Consider the following 15930-nt stretch of genomic DNA (forward strand, 5'->3'; position numbering starts at 1 on the left):
TAAATCAGGTTCTATCAAGCCACACACTAAATTCTCAGCCGAGATCTATGTGTTGGGTAAAGATGAAGGTGGTCGTCATACACCATTCTTCAACGGCTATCGTCCACAGTTCTACTTCCGTACGACTGACGTGACTGGTGCGGTTGAATTGCCGGCAGGTACCGAAATGGTGATGCCTGGTGATAACGTCTCTATCTCAGTAGCGCTGATTGCGCCTATCGCGATGGAAGATGGCTTACGCTTCGCTATTCGTGAAGGTGGTCGTACCGTTGGTGCTGGCGTTGTCGCTAAAATCATCGAGTAATTAGATTTAATCGAGTAAAACCTGCACTACAACCCGTGCAGGTTTTACATTAAAGAGTACAGGCCAATAGCTCAATTGGTAGAGTATCGGTCTCCAAAACCGAGGGTTGGGGGTTCGAGACCCTCTTGGCCTGCCAAACACCTAGTAGCTGATATCCAGTGATAGAGTGTGAAAAATATAAAGTTAAGGTTATGATCGATAAAATCAAACTGGCTTTGTCCCTGTTGTTGCTAGCTTTGGGGATTGCCGGTTTTTATCTTTTAGAAGATAAAGCAATGGTTGTTAGAATACTTGCCGTCCTGGCAGGTATTGTCGCGTCTGTAGCGGTGGCATGGACTGCCCCGCAAGGTAAGCAGGCGCTTAGCTTTTTTAATGAGTCGATTGCCGAAGCGAAGCGTGTTGTCTGGCCAACGCGTCAGGAAACCATGCAAACTACACTGGCGGTGATTGTGCTGGTAATGATCATGGCTGCTTTCCTGGCGTTGGTAGATATCGGTTTTGCTTACATGGTGCAATGGATTATGGGTCGAGGTGCTTAATGTCATCAATGCGTTGGTATGCAGTTCAAGCTTTCTCAGGCATGGAAAAATCCGTAAAAGCCGGTTTGGAAGAGCGTATTGTAAGGGCAAACTTACAAGATCAATTTGGTGACATTCTGGTGCCGGTTGAAGAGGTTGTCGAGATGAAGGGTGGTCAAAAGACCATCTCAGAGCGTCGCTTGTATCCAGGTTATGTACTGGTGCAGATGGAAATGACAGACCAGAGCTGGCATTTGGTAAAAAGCACACCACGTGTAACTTCCTTCATCGGCGGTTCAGCACAGCGCCCTACGCCTATTAAAGATAAAGAAGTTGAGATTATCCTGCGTCGTATGGATGACAGTAAGTCTAACCCTACACAGAAAATGACCTTCGAAAAAGGCGAAAGCGTGCGCGTGATCGACGGTCCATTCAAGGATTTCTCAGGCACCGTGGAAGAGATCAATTACGACAAAAACAAAGTGCGCGTTTCTGTGGTGATTTTTGGTCGTGCCACACCGGTTGAACTGGATTTTGCGCAAGTCGAAAAAGAAATTTAAGTCATAAGATTTAGTAGTAAGCGGTTAGTAGTCATTTTCAACGGGGAGCTCTCAAGAGCGCTTGTACCCATTTAAGGAGTCAAACATGGCAAAGAAAGTCATTGGCTATATCAAGCTGCAGATCCCTGCAGGTAAAGCCAACCCAAGTCCACCAGTCGGTCCAGCACTGGGTCAACGTGGTTTGAACATCATGGAATTCTGTAAAGCGTTTAACGCTGCAACGCAAGGTGTTGAGCCAGGCTTGCCAATTCCAGTAGTGATCACTGCATTTGCAGACAAGAGCTTCACTTTTGTGATGAAAACGCCTCCGGCAACCGTGCTGATTAAAAAAGCGGCCAAGCTGGAAAAAGGTTCTGCACGTCCTCATACAGACAAAGTTGGCAAGATTACTCGTGCACAAGCTGAAGAAATTGCTAAAACAAAAATGCCTGACCTGACAGCAGCTGACATGGATGCTGCCGTACGTACCATCGCTGGTAGCGCACGCAGTATGGGTATCGAAGTGGAGGGTGTATAACATGGGTAAAAGAATCGATGCGTTGCGCGCGAAAATCGACCGCAACAAGCTGTATCCGGTAAGTGATGCGCTGAACCTGGTTAAAGAAGGCGCTGCTGCCAAATTTAACGAATCTGTTGATGCAGTAGTGAACCTGGGTATCGACCCACGTAAATCTGACCAACTGGTTCGTGGCGCGATTGTATTGCCTAACGGTACTGGTAAATCTGTACGCGTTGCTGTGTTCGCACAAGGCGCACAAGCTGAAGCGGCTAAAGCAGCTGGTGCTGACATCGTTGGTTTTGAAGACCTGGCTGAGCAAGTTAAAGGTGGCATGCTGGACTTTGATGTGGCGATTGCAACCCCTGATGCAATGCGTATTGTTGGTGCTCTGGGTCAAGTGTTGGGTCCACGTGGTTTGATGCCAAACCCAAAAGTAGGTACCGTGACACCTGATGCAGCGACTGCTGTTAAAAATGCCAAAGCTGGTCAAGTACAGTACCGTACTGACAAGGGTGGTATCGTTCACTGCACTATCGGCCGTGCTTCATTCACGGTTGAACAATTGCAAGGAAACCTGGCCGCATTGCTGGAAGCATTGAACAAAGCTAAGCCAACAAGCTCCAAAGGTGTATACCTGAAAAAACTGTCCGTCTCCAGCACAATGGGTCCTGGCGTTCGTGTAGATCAAACTTCAGTAGCAGCTTAAGAATCAAGTCCTGATCTGTTGCAGGATCAGGCAAGAACTTTGGGCTTGAGTCAACATTCATATTTAAATGCGGACTCAAGAGCATCAAAGACCGTTGGTGTTTTACTTAATTGATAAATGCGTTGTAAGTGGGTGAGAAATCCTCTGCTGACAGGTATTTAAAAGCCAACGCAGATGGCGATCCCCGAAACAGGATATATCCATGCCCTGAACAAGGACGCCGTGAGTGGCTCGATGTGAGTCGGGCTTTCATTAACGGAAGGAGAACAGACCTTGAGTCTTAATCTTACAGAGAAAAAAGAAGTCGTTGCCGAGGTAATCGCACAAGTAGCGAATGCACAGTCAATCGTACTTGCCGAGTATCGTGGTATTGGCGTTGCCAATATGACGAAACTGCGTGCAGATGCGCGTGATGCAGGTGTATATCTGCGTGTGTTGAAAAATACCCTGGTTCGTCGCGCAGTAGAAGGGTCACCTTTTGCAGCATTGGCTGACGATATGGTTGGTCCACTCGTCTATGGTATTTCCACAGATGCAGTGGCCGCTGCTAAAGTAATGAACAACTTTGCCAAAAGCAATGATCAGTTCAAGCTGGTAGCAGGTGCGATGCCTAATGAGCGTCTGGATGCTGCCGGTGTGCAAGCATTAGCGTCTACATTGAGCCGCGAAGAGTTGCTGTCCAAACTGGCTGGCATGCTCAACGAAATCCCAACCAAGTTTGCTCGTGCCGTTGCAGCAGTACGCGACGACAAAGAAAAGCAAGCGGCTTAATTTTAATCAAATTTATTTTAGGAAATTATTATCATGGCAATTTCAAATGCTGATATTTTGGATGCAATCGGTAACAAAACCGTATTAGAACTGACTGCATTCATTAAAGAAATCGAAGAGAAGTTTGGTGTTTCTGCTGCTGCTGTTGCAGTTGCTGGTGGCGCTGCTGCCGGTGCTGCTGCGCCTGCTGCTGCTGAGCAAACTGAGTTCAACGTTATCTTGAATAGCGCTGGCGATAACAAGGTGAGCGTGATTAAAGCGGTACGTGAATTGACTGGTCTGGGCTTGAAAGAAGCTAAAGACGTAGTTGACGGTGCACCTAAAGCAGTTAAAGAAGGCGTAAGCAAAGCTGACGCTGAAGCTGCTGTTAAGAAATTGATTGAAGCTGGCGCGACTGCTGAATTGAAATAATTCATCATTGTGCTAATGGCAGGGCTGACGGGCAACCGTCGGCCTTCGCCGTTTCTGGCGTTGCAGATTATTAACATTCTGTCATTGTCAGTGCAGGTGTTGTAAAAGTAGTGATGTGGCCGCATATAGTTATGCTAACTTGTTAATTAAGTGGCTGTTTTTAAATACGAAGTTAGATGTCAAAACATTGCAGTGGATGAAAAGTGTTTTGTCTTCTACCCTCAAAATCTCAGGAGACGCTATGAGCTATTCCTTTACCGAAAAGAAACGCATCCGCAAAAGCTTTGCCAAGCGCGACAGTGTTCAAGAGGTTCCGTACTTGCTGGCTATGCAGCTGGAATCTTACAAATCATTCCTGCAAGAAAATGTAGCAGTTGACCAACGTAAAGACCAAGGTCTGGAATCAACATTCCGTTCTATTTTCCCTATCGTCAGCCATTCAGAGAATGCACGCCTGGATTATGTGAGCTATCAATTAGGTGCAGAGCCGTTTGATGTCAAAGAATGTCAACAACGTGGCCTGACCTATGCCGTGCCGCTGCGCGTTAAAGTGCGCTTGACCATCATGGACCGCGAAGCTTCCAAGCCAACGGTAAAAGAAGTGAAAGAACAAGAAGTGTACATGGGTGAATTGCCACTCATGACCGAAAACGGTTCTTTTGTGATTAACGGTACTGAGCGCGTCATCGTGTCCCAGTTGCACCGTAGCCCGGGTGTGTTTTTTGAGCATGACCGTGGTAAAACACACAGCTCCGGTAAACTGCTGTTCTCAGCACGTATCATTCCTTACCGTGGCTCATGGTTGGACTTTGAGTTTGACCCTAAAGATTACCTGTATTTCCGCGTTGACCGTCGCCGCAAAATGCCAGTGACGATTCTGCTGAAAGCATTGGGCTACAACCCTGAACAAATCCTGGAAACATTCCACGATACTGACACTTTCCATATTGGCCCTAAAGGCCTGGAATTTGAGTTAGTAGCTGACCGCCTGCGTGGTGAGATGGCGAAATTTGATATCGCTGATAAAGACGGTAACGTGCTGGTCGCTAAAGACAAACGCGTCACGGTTAAACATATCCGTGACATCGAAAAAGCCGGCATTAAAGCCATGGCTGTGCCGACTGACTTCATTATGGGTCGTGCGGTTGCCAGAAATATCATCGATACCGACAGTGGCGAATTGATTGCTAACGCAAATGATGAAATCACCCCGGCTTTGCTGGAGAAACTGGTTGCTGCCAAAATCAGCGAAATCGATACGATTTACACCAATGATCTGGACCATGGTGATTTCATTTCGCAAACATTGCGTAGCGATGAGATCCCTGACCAGTATAGCGCCCGTGTAGCGATTTACCGCATGATGCGCCCTGGTGAACCACCGACCGAAGATGCAGTTCAAGCCTTGTTTAACGGCTTGTTCTTCTCTGAAGATCGTTATGATCTTTCAGTAGTTGGCCGCATGAAATTCAACCGCCGTGCTTACCCAACCAAACTGGAAGACCGTTCTGCTGCATGGATCCGCCGTTTCTATGAAAATGTCGGTCCGCAAGGCGATACCGGTGCTAACGTGCTGTCTAATGAAGACATCCTGGCAGTGATTGGTGTGTTGATAGAGCTGCGCAATGGTCGCGGCGAGATCGACGATATCGATCACCTGGGTAACCGTCGCATCCGTTCTGTCGGTGAATTGGCTGAGAACCAGTTCCGTGCCGGTCTGGTGCGTGTTGAGCGTGCTGTTAAAGAGCGTTTGTCTCAAGCCGAATCAGAAAACCTGATGCCGCATGACTTGATCAACGCAAAACCAGTGTCAAGCGCGATCCGTGAGTTCTTTGGCTCCAGCCAGTTGTCACAATTTATGGATCAGACCAACCCATTGTCCGAGATTACGCATAAACGCCGTATCTCAGCATTGGGCCCAGGCGGTTTGACTCGTGAACGTGCCGGTTTTGAGGTGCGTGACGTACATACCACTCACTATGGCCGTGTATGTCCTATTGAAACACCTGAAGGTCCAAACATTGGTTTGATCAATTCGCTGGCTTTGTATGCACGCACCAATGACTATGGTTTCCTAGAGACGCCATATCGTCTGGTCGAAAATAACAAGGTTGGAGATAAAATCAATTTCTTGTCTGCGATTGAAGAAAGCCAGTACGTGATTGCCCAGGCAAACACGGAAGTGGCGAAAGATGGCAGCTTCAAAGAAGATTTGATCTCTGCCCGTTTCCACAATGAATTTACCATGACGCAGCCAGAGCGCGTACAGTACATGGATGTGGCACCAGGTCAGATTGTGTCCGTAGCGGCTTCATTGATTCCGTTCCTGGAACACGATGACGCGAACCGTGCATTGATGGGCGCCAACATGCAACGCCAGGCTGTACCTTGTCTGCGTGCTGAAAAAGCCGTGGTGGGTACTGGTATTGAGCGTACAGTTGCGATTGACTCGGGTACTGTCGTTACTTCACGTCGTGGCGGTATCGTCGATTACGTGGATTCAGGCCGTATTGTGATTCGTGTACACGATTCTGAAGCGCAAGCGGATGAAGTCGGTGTCGATATCTACAACCTGACCAAATACACACGTTCTAACCAGAACACCAACATCAACCAGCGTCCGTTGGTTAAAGTAGGTGATGTGATCTCTCGCGGTGACGTAGTGGCTGATGGTGCGTCAACTGACATGGGTGAATTGGCTTTAGGTCAAAACATGCTGGTAGGCTTTATGCCTTGGAACGGTTATAACTATGAAGACTCGATCTTGATCTCAGAGCGCGTGGTTGCGGATGACCGTTACACTTCAATTCATATTGAAGAGTTGTCAGTGGTGGCTCGTGATACGAAACTGGGGCCTGAAGAGATTACCCGTGATATTTCAAACTTGTCCGAGCGTATGCTAGGCCGTTTGGATGACTCAGGTATTATCTACATCGGTGCTGAAGTTGAAGCGGGTGACGTATTGGTTGGTAAAGTGACACCTAAAGGTGAAACCACTTTAACACCGGAAGAAAAATTGCTGCGTGCGATTTTTGGTGAAAAAGCTTCTGACGTCAAAGACACTTCCCTGCGCGTGCCTTCAGGCATGACCGGTACAGTGATCGATGTACAGGTGTTTACGCGTGAAGGTATTGATCGTGATACCCGTGCCCAGCAAATTATTGATGACCAGCTGTCTCACTACAAAAAAGACCTGGGCGACCAGATGCGTATTGTGGAAGATGACACGTTTGGCCGTATCAGCCGTTTGCTGACAGGTAAAGCAGCCACAGGTGGTCCAAACAAGCTGAAAAAAGGCGACAGCGTCACCGCTGAATACCTGGAAAGCGTTGGCCGTTATGACTGGTTTGATATTCGCTTGAATGATGAAGAAGCCGCACGTCAGCTGGAGCAATTGAAAGATAGCTTGAGCCAGGCACGTGTCGAGTTCGACAACAAGTTTGAAGAGAAGAAGCGTAAGCTGACTCAAGGTGACGAATTGCCGCCTGGTGTGCAGAAAATGGTTAAAGTGTACCTGGCAGTGAAGCGTCGTATTCAGCCTGGTGACAAAATGGCGGGTCGTCACGGTAATAAGGGTGTGATCTCCAAGATTTGCCCAGTTGAAGACATGCCACACATGGCTGATGGTACGCCATTGGACATCGTGTTGAACCCGTTAGGCGTTCCTTCACGGATGAACATCGGCCAGATTCTGGAAACGCATTTGGGTTGGGCTGCTAAAGGTCTGGGCAAACGCCTGGGCGACATGTTGCAAGCAGAAGCTAAAGTGGCTGAAATCCGTGGCTTCCTCGATAAAATCTACAACAGCAGCACTGGCAAGAAAGAAGACATTGCCGGCCTGACAGATGTAGAAGTCATCGACCTGGCCACTAACCTGAAACACGGCGTGCCATTTGCAACCCCGGTATTTGACGGCGCAGCAGAATCTGATATTCGTGCCATGCTTGATCTGGCTTTCCCGGATGAAGACGAGCACACCAAGAAACTGCAATTCCACGCTGGCAAAACACAGGTCAAATTGTTTGATGGCCGTACCGGTGATGCTTTCGAGCGTCCGGTCACTGTGGGCTACATGCACGTGCTGAAACTGCATCACTTGGTTGATGACAAAATGCATGCACGTTCTACCGGTCCTTACAGCCTGGTCACACAGCAACCATTGGGCGGTAAAGCACAATTCGGTGGCCAGCGTTTCGGTGAGATGGAGGTTTGGGCACTGGAAGCTTATGGTGCGTCATACACCTTGCAAGAGATGTTGACCGTGAAATCGGATGACGTGAATGGTCGTACCAAAGTGTACGAAAACATCGTCAAGGGTGAGCACAAAATTGATGCGGGTATGCCTGAATCATTCAATGTGTTGGTGAAAGAAATTCGTTCACTAGCCATTGATATCGATTTAGACCGTAATTAATCCCGCCATTAAGGAGAGTCTCTATGAAAGCGTTATTAGATTTATTTAAACAGGTTACGCAAGAAGAAGAGTTCGACGCAATCAAGATTGCGTTAGCTTCACCTGAAAAAATCCGTTCATGGTCCTATGGCGAGGTTAAAAAGCCAGAAACCATTAATTACCGTACGTTCAAACCTGAGCGGGATGGTTTGTTCTGCTCCAAAATCTTTGGTCCTATCAAAGATTACGAATGCTTGTGCGGCAAATACAAGCGCCTGAAACACCGCGGTGTCATTTGTGAAAAATGCGGCGTTGAAGTCACCTTGAGCAAAGTGCGTCGTGAACGCATGGGTCACATTGAACTGGCTTCACCAGTGGCGCATATCTGGTTCCTGAAATCCTTGCCTAGCCGCTTGGGTATGGTGCTGGATATTGCCCTGCGTGACATCGAACGTGTACTGTACTTTGAAGCATTTATCGTGATCGACCCAGGCATGACACCACTCACACGTGGTCAATTGCTGACAGAAGATGACTACATTGCCAAGGTTGAAGAATATGGTGATGAGTTCAATGCCGTCATGGGTGCTGAAGCGATTCGTGAACTGTTGCGCACGATGGACATCAACCGTGAAATCGAGACCTTGCGTAGCGAGTTGTCTGCGACCGGTTCTGAAGCCAAGATCAAGAAGATCGCCAAGCGCCTGAAAGTGCTGGAAGCCTTCCAGAAATCCGGCATCAAGCCAGAGTGGATGATCCTGGAAATCTTGCCAGTATTGCCACCAGAGTTGCGTCCACTGGTACCGCTGGATGGCGGACGTTTTGCAACGTCTGACCTGAATGACCTGTATCGTCGCGTGATTAACCGTAACAACCGTTTGAAGCGTTTGTTAGAGTTGAAAGCACCGGAAATCATCGTACGTAACGAAAAACGTATGCTGCAAGAAGCGGTGGATTCACTGCTGGACAATGGTCGTCGCGGTAAGGTGATGACGGGTGCTAACAAGCGTCCGCTGAAATCACTGGCTGACATGATCAAAGGTAAGGGCGGTCGTTTCCGCCAGAACTTGCTGGGCAAACGTGTGGACTACTCTGGTCGTTCCGTGATTGTGGTTGGTCCTCAATTGAAATTGCACCAGTGCGGTCTGCCGAAAAAAATGGCGCTGGAACTGTTCAAACCATTCATTTTCCACAAGCTGGAAGTCTTAGGCTTGGCGACAACGATTAAAGCGGCGAAGAAGAAAGTTGAAGAGGAAGGACCAGAAGTCTGGGATATCCTTGAAGACGTGATCCGCGAGCATCCGGTCCTGTTGAACCGTGCGCCTACACTGCACCGTCTGGGTATCCAGGCGTTTGAGCCAGTCTTGATCGAAGGTAAAGCGATTCAGTTGCACCCATTGGTGTGTTCAGCGTTTAACGCCGACTTTGACGGTGACCAGATGGCTGTGCACGTACCATTGAGCCTGGAGGCGCAAATGGAAGCCCGTACATTGATGCTGGCTTCTAACAACGTGCTGTCTCCAGCCAACGGCGAACCGATTATTGTGCCGTCACAGGATATCGTGTTGGGTCTGTATTACATGACCCGCGAGAAAGTATCTGCACGCGGCGAAGGCATGATCTTCAGTGATATCAAGGAAGTGCAACGTGTATACGACCAGGGCCTGATTGATCTGCATGCTAAAGTGACTGTGCGTATTAAAGAGTTCGAGTTGGATGTCGCCGGTGAAAAAACCGAGAAAATCAACCGTTACAGTACAACGGTAGGCCGTGCATTGCTTTCTGAAATCCTGCCACCTGGCTTGCCATACAGCTACATTGACAAGGCATTGAAGAAGAAAGAGATTTCACGCCTGATCAACGCCAGCTTCCGTAAAGTGGGCATCCGCGAGACTGTGATTTTCGCTGACAAACTGATGTATACCGGTTACTCCTACGCGACTAAAGCAGGTATCTCTATCAGCATTAACGATATGTTGGTGCCGCCAGAGAAAGAGCAATTGATTGCTGCTGCTGACGCTGAAGTGAAAGAGATTGAAGACCAGTATGTCTCCGGTCTGGTGACACAAGGTGAGCGTTACAACAAGGTAGTCGATATCTGGGGCCGTGCAGGTGACAAAGTGGCTGACGCCATGATGAAACAATTGCGCGAAGAAGATGTGAAAGATGCTGACGGTAACGTAGTGAAGAAAGACGGCAAGGTTGTCCGTCAGGAATCATTTAACGCTATTTACATGATGGCCGACTCCGGCGCCCGTGGTTCTGCGGCGCAGGTGCGTCAGCTGGCTGGTATGCGTGGCCTGATGGCGAAACCGGATGGCTCTATCATTGAAACGCCAATTAAGGCGAATTTCCGTGATGGCCTTAACGTATTGCAGTACTTTATTTCTACCCACGGTGCTCGTAAAGGCTTGGCCGATACGGCATTGAAAACAGCTAACTCAGGTTACCTGACTCGTCGTCTGGTCGACGTGACACAAGATCTGGTAGTGACACAGATCGATTGCGGTACCGTTGATGGTCTGGTTACTAAAGCGCTGGTTAAAGGCGGTGAAGTCGTTGAGCCATTGCATGACCGTATCCTGGGCCGTACTGCGGCGCTTGATGTGCTGCATCCTGAAACCCAGGAAGTGGTTTATGCAGCCGGGACATTGCTGGGTGAAGACGAAGTGGAGAAAATCGATGCCCTGGGTATTGATGAAGTCAAAGTGCGAACTGCACTGACTTGTGATACACGCTACGGTATTTGTGCCAAGTGTTATGGTCGTGACCTGGGTCGCGGCAAGCTGATCAGTATCGGTGAATCTGTCGGTGTGATCGCAGCGCAATCTATTGGTGAACCAGGTACCCAGTTGACCATGCGTACATTCCACATCGGTGGTGCGGTATCGCGTGCGGCTTCTGTGTCACAGGTTGAGAGTAAGTCAAATGGTGTAGCTGGCTTTACGTCAACCATGCGCTATGTAACTAACTCACGTAACGAGCAAATCGTGATTTCGCGTAATGGTGAAGTGGTGATTTCTGAAGACAATGGTCGCGAGCGTGAGCGTCATAAAGTGCCTTACGGCGCAACACTGACCATCACCGATGGTAAAACAGTGAAAGCTGGCCAGGCATTGGCGACATGGGATCCACATACCCGTCCAATCATTACCGAGTACGCAGGTCATGTGAAATTCGAGAACGTTGAAGAGGGCGTGACCGTTGCCAAGCAGGTAGATGAAGTGACCGGTTTGTCATCACTGGTCGTTATCGATCCTAAACAGCGTGCCGGCCAGTCCAAAGGTCTGCGCCCGCAAGTGAAATTGCTGGATGCTAACGGTGTGGAAGTCAAAGTTGCTGGTACTGATACGCCAGTGAACGTGACCTTCCAGCTGGGTTGCATTATTACGGTGAAAGATGGTCAGGAAGTTGGCGTGGGTGAAGTGCTGGCACGTATACCGCAAGAGTCTTCCAAAACGCGTGATATTACCGGGGGTCTCCCACGCGTAGCTGAACTGTTCGAAGCACGCTCACCAAAAGACGCCGGCATGCTGGCTGAAGTCACGGGTACTGTTTCATTCGGTAAAGATACCAAAGGTAAACAGCGTCTGGTTATTACAGATCTGGATGGTATTACCAGCGAGTTCCTGATTGCTAAAGACAAACACGTAACCGCGCATGACGGTCAAGTGGTCACTAAAGGTGAGTCGATTGTTGACGGCCCGGCAGATCCACAAGATATATTGCGCCTGCAGGGTCGCGAAGCACTGGCACGTTACATCATTGACGAAGTGCAAGACGTTTACCGCTTGCAAGGCGTGAAGATTAACGACAAGCACATTGAAGTGATTGTGCGTCAGATGTTGCGTCGTGTCAGAGTGACGGATGCTGCTGATACCGGTTTCATTACGGGTGAGCAAGTTGAGCGCGCTGATCTGTTGACAGAAAATGAACGCATAGTGGCTGAAGATAAGCGTCCGGCAACTTTCGAGTACGTGTTGCTGGGTATTACCAAAGCTTCGCTGTCTACAGATTCATTCATCTCGGCGGCTTCCTTCCAGGAAACCACCCGCGTGTTGACTGAGGCGGCAATCCTGGGTAAACGCGATGATCTGCGTGGCTTAAAGGAAAACGTCATTGTTGGTCGCTTGATTCCAGCCGGTACCGGCCTGGCTTATCACGAGTCCCGCAAGCGTGCTGCGATTGCATCACTGACGCCAAACGTAGCAGAGCCTTCACAAGCCATGTTGGCAGCTGAAGCGATGTTTGCACCAGAAGTAGCGGTAGAAGAGACTGCAGCAGACGACAACACAGCCGAGTAATTCGATCACTGTTGTCCCTGTTCTCAAGGGGTGTCTCGCATGAATAATGCTTGACACCCCTTGACTCATTTACTAAAATGCTGGGTTTCTCAGAATGGCCTTATTGTCTCAATAGGGCATTGTTGTTGATATGCCACCATACCTGAGTCTTCCTGCTCAAATTGGTGGTTCTTAAAAAAGGTGAAGAGGTTAAGGCAATGCCAACCATTAATCAGTTAGTACGTAAACCACGCGTTAAAGTGGTTACAAAGAGCAAGGTTCCAGCTTTGGAAGCTTGCCCGCAAAAGCGTGGCGTGTGTACGCGTGTGTACACCACAACACCAAAAAAACCAAACTCCGCGTTGCGTAAAGTTGCCAAGGTTCGTTTGACCAATGGTTACGAAGTCATTAGCTACATCGGCGGTGAAGGTCATAACCTGCAAGAGCATAGCGTGGTATTGCTGCGCGGTGGTCGTGTAAAAGACTTGCCGGGTGTGCGTTACCATATGGTGCGTGGTAGCTTGGATACGGCTGGTGTTAAAGATCGTAAACAGTCGCGTTCCAAATACGGAGCCAAGCGTCCTAAAGAAGCTAAAGCTTAATTTATTAAGTTGCACAAGCGTTTTTCCATATTTTATAGCGGCTGAAATGCCTTGCGAGTGTTATTGCTAGCAAAAATTTAATTGAAAAGAGAATGTTATGCCTAGACGTAGAGAAGTCCCCAAACGTGTTATCTTGCCGGATCCAAAATTTGGTAGCCAGGAAGTGTCCAAGTTTGTAAATGTGCTGATGACAGGTGGTAAGAAATCTGTTGCTGAACGTATCATTTACGGTGCCTTTGATCAGGTGGCCAGCAAGAGCGGTAAGGACCCGCTGGAATTATTCACCACAGCGTTGAATAATCTGCGTCCTGTTGTTGAAGTGAAGAGCCGCCGTGTTGGTGGTGCAAACTATCAGGTGCCTGTAGAAGTGCGCCCAAGTCGTCGTAGCGCCTTGGCAATGCGCTGGTTGCGTGATGCAGCCCGTAAGCGGGGTGAGAAGTCCATGGGCCTGCGTTTGGCTGCCGAGTTGATCGAGGCCTCTGAAGGTCGTGGTTCGGCAATGAAGAAGCGTGAAGAGGTTCACCGTATGGCAGAAGCTAACAAAGCGTTCTCACACTTCCGTTTTTAATTAAACGACCTCGTTCTTTAATAATTAGTTGAATTGATAGCAAAGGTAAACTACCGTGGCACGCAAAACCCCTATTGAACGCTACCGTAATATTGGTATTTCAGCGCACATTGATGCTGGTAAAACAACCACTACAGAACGTATTCTGTTCTATACAGGTGTAAACCATAAAATTGGTGAGGTGCACGATGGTGCAGCCACTATGGACTGGATGGAGCAAGAGCAGGAGCGTGGTATTACCATTACTTCAGCGGCAACCACCTGTTTCTGGAAAGGCATGGACCTTTCATTGCCTGAGCATCGATTCAACATTATTGATACCCCTGGGCACGTGGACTTTACCATTGAGGTAGAGCGTTCCATGCGTGTTCTGGATGGTGCCTGCATGGTTTACTGTGCAGTGGGTGGCGTACAGCCACAATCTGAAACTGTATGGCGTCAAGCCAACAAGTACAAAGTGCCACGTCTGGCCTTTGTTAATAAAATGGACCGTTCCGGTGCTGATTTCTTCAAAGTCGTAGACCAAATGAAAACGCGCTTGCGTGCGACGCCTGTGCCTATCGTGATCCCTATCGGTCGTGAAGACACTTTCACTGGTGTGGTTGACCTGATCAAAATGAAAGCCATCATCTGGGATGAAGCTTCTCAGGGTATGAAATTCACTTACGGTGAGATCCCTGCGGATCTGGTTGAGACGGCTAACAAATGGCGCGAACAAATGGTTGAGTCAGCCGCTGAAGCCAGCGAAGACCTGATGAATAAATACCTCGAAAATGGTGAGCTGGATGAAAAAGACATCATTTTAGGTATTCGTACCCGCACGATTGCTGGTGAAATTCAGCCGATGTTATGTGGTTCAGCCTTTAAGAACAAAGGTGTACAGCGTATGCTGGATGCGGTTGTTGATTTCCTGCCATCGCCAGTTGATATTGATGATGTGACGGGTGAAGATGACTACGGTAAGCCTGCCAGCCGTAAAGCTGACGACAAAGAAGGTTTCTCTGCACTGGCATTTAAATTGATGACGGATCCGTTCGTTGGTCAATTGACGTTTATCCGTGTTTACTCTGGTGTGTTGAACAAGGGTGATACCGTTCTTAACTCTATCAAGAATAAAAAAGAGCGTATCGGTCGTATCGTTCAGATGCATGCCAACAACCGTGAAGAGGTTGAAGAGGTTCTGGCTGGTGACATCGCCGCCTGTATCGGCTTGAAAGATGTAACGACTGGTGAATCTTTGTGTTCTCCAGACAAGCCTATCATCCTTGAGCGTATGATTTTCCCTGAGCCAGTGATTCACGTGGCCGTGGAACCAAAAACCAAGAGTGACCAGGAAAAAATGGGCTTGGCATTGGGCCGTTTGGCACAAGAAGATCCTTCATTCCGTGTACGTTCAGATGAAGAATCTGGCCAAACGATCATTTCCGGTATGGGTGAGTTGCACCTTGAAATTCTGGTAGACCGTATGCGTCGTGAATTCAACGTTGAGGCTAACGTGGGTGCCCCACAAGTGGCTTACCGTGAAGCGATCCGCAAATCCGTTGAAGTTGAAGGTAAATTTGTTAAGCAATCCGGTGGTAAAGGTCAATACGGTCACGTATGGCTTAAAATGGAACCTAACGAGGCTGGTAAAGGCTTTGAGTTCGTTGACCAGATCAAGGGTGGTACTGTACCGCGTGAATTTATTCCAGCGGTTGAAAAAGGTCTGCGTGAAACCATTCCTGCAGGTATCTTGGCTGGTTTCCCGGTAGTTGACGTAAAAGTTACTTTGTTTGATGGTTCATACCATGACGTTGACTCCAATGAAAACGCATTTAAAATGGCGGCTTCTATTGGTTTCAAGGATGGTATGCGTAAAGCAGATCCAGTGTTGCTTGAGCCAATGATGGCGGTTGAAGTTGAAACGCCTGAGGACTACATGGGTGATGTGATGGGTGACTTGTCATCTCGTCGCGGTATCATTCAGGGTATGGATGACATGCCTGGTGGCGGTAAGGCGATTAAAGCTGAAGTGCCATTGTCTGAGATGTTTGGTTATTCCACTGTAGTACGTTCCTTGTCACAAGGTCGTGCCACTTACAGCATGGAATTCAAGCATTACTCTGACGCACCGAAAAACGTTGCTGAAGCAATCATCAACAAAAAATAATTGATTAAATTAAAGTATTAAATTAAAAGGAAAACATCATGGCAAAAGGCAAATTTGAACGTACCAAGCCACACGTGAACGTTGGTACGATTGGTCACGTTGATCACGGTAAGACAACATTGACAGCGGCGATCACGACTGTATTGACTAAGAAATTTGGTGGTGA

The 15930-nt window shown here is 48.3% G+C and carries 13 protein-coding genes and 1 tRNA gene; all 14 read left to right on the top strand.

Features of this window, described 5'->3' with window-relative positions; all coding sequences use genetic code 11:
* A partial coding sequence (locus VK958_RS03230; RefSeq protein WP_473964688.1) for an EF-Tu C-terminal domain-related protein occupies window positions 1-304 on the top strand: 304 nt, incomplete at its 5' end.
* A 60-nt stretch (window positions 305-364) separates the two neighbouring features.
* Window positions 365-440, top strand: a tRNA-Trp gene (locus VK958_RS03235).
* 55 nt (window positions 441-495) lie between these two features.
* Complete coding sequence (secE, locus tag VK958_RS03240; RefSeq protein ID WP_325238995.1) at window positions 496-843, top strand: preprotein translocase subunit SecE; 348 nt, start codon at window positions 496-498, stop codon at window positions 841-843.
* On the top strand, window positions 843-1382 hold the full coding sequence (gene nusG, locus VK958_RS03245) for a transcription termination/antitermination protein NusG (protein ID WP_325238996.1): 540 nt from the start codon (window positions 843-845) through the stop codon (window positions 1380-1382). Before secE ends, nusG begins: the two co-directional genes overlap by 1 nt.
* Before the next feature lie 85 nt (window positions 1383-1467).
* Window positions 1468-1899: a 50S ribosomal protein L11 gene (gene rplK / locus VK958_RS03250; protein WP_325238998.1), complete on the top strand. Its 432-nt coding sequence runs from the start codon at window positions 1468-1470 to the stop codon at window positions 1897-1899.
* A 1-nt stretch (window position 1900) separates the two neighbouring features.
* Complete coding sequence (gene rplA / locus VK958_RS03255; protein ID WP_325238999.1) at window positions 1901-2587, top strand: 50S ribosomal protein L1; 687 nt, start codon at window positions 1901-1903, stop codon at window positions 2585-2587.
* A gap of 273 nt (window positions 2588-2860) precedes the next feature.
* The gene (rplJ, locus tag VK958_RS03260; protein WP_029147988.1) at window positions 2861-3358 is read left to right on the top strand and encodes a 50S ribosomal protein L10; all 498 of its coding nucleotides are present in this window, start codon (window positions 2861-2863) and stop codon (window positions 3356-3358) included.
* A 33-nt stretch (window positions 3359-3391) separates the two neighbouring features.
* Complete coding sequence (gene rplL / locus VK958_RS03265; protein ID WP_055831503.1) at window positions 3392-3769, top strand: 50S ribosomal protein L7/L12; 378 nt, start codon at window positions 3392-3394, stop codon at window positions 3767-3769.
* Between the two features lie 241 nt (window positions 3770-4010).
* Window positions 4011-8183: a DNA-directed RNA polymerase subunit beta gene (gene rpoB, locus VK958_RS03270; RefSeq protein WP_325239001.1), complete on the top strand. Its 4173-nt coding sequence runs from the start codon at window positions 4011-4013 to the stop codon at window positions 8181-8183.
* 23 nt (window positions 8184-8206) lie between these two features.
* The gene (gene rpoC / locus VK958_RS03275) at window positions 8207-12466 is read left to right on the top strand and encodes a DNA-directed RNA polymerase subunit beta' (RefSeq protein WP_325239003.1); all 4260 of its coding nucleotides are present in this window, start codon (window positions 8207-8209) and stop codon (window positions 12464-12466) included.
* A 197-nt stretch (window positions 12467-12663) separates the two neighbouring features.
* Window positions 12664-13047, top strand: coding sequence for a 30S ribosomal protein S12 (gene rpsL / locus VK958_RS03280; RefSeq protein WP_018987692.1), 384 nt, complete (start codon window positions 12664-12666; stop codon window positions 13045-13047).
* Between the two features lie 97 nt (window positions 13048-13144).
* Window positions 13145-13615, top strand: coding sequence for a 30S ribosomal protein S7 (gene rpsG, locus VK958_RS03285; protein ID WP_306390348.1), 471 nt, complete (start codon window positions 13145-13147; stop codon window positions 13613-13615).
* Between the two features lie 55 nt (window positions 13616-13670).
* Window positions 13671-15764, top strand: coding sequence for an elongation factor G (gene fusA / locus VK958_RS03290; protein WP_325239005.1), 2094 nt, complete (start codon window positions 13671-13673; stop codon window positions 15762-15764).
* A gap of 38 nt (window positions 15765-15802) precedes the next feature.
* On the top strand, window positions 15803-15930 hold a 128-nt coding region (locus tag VK958_RS03295), incomplete at its 3' end, for a GTP-binding protein (protein ID WP_254874736.1).

It is taken from the genome of Methylophilus sp. (genome assembly GCF_035460085.1).
Taxonomy (GTDB): Bacteria; Pseudomonadota; Gammaproteobacteria; order Burkholderiales; family Methylophilaceae; genus Methylophilus.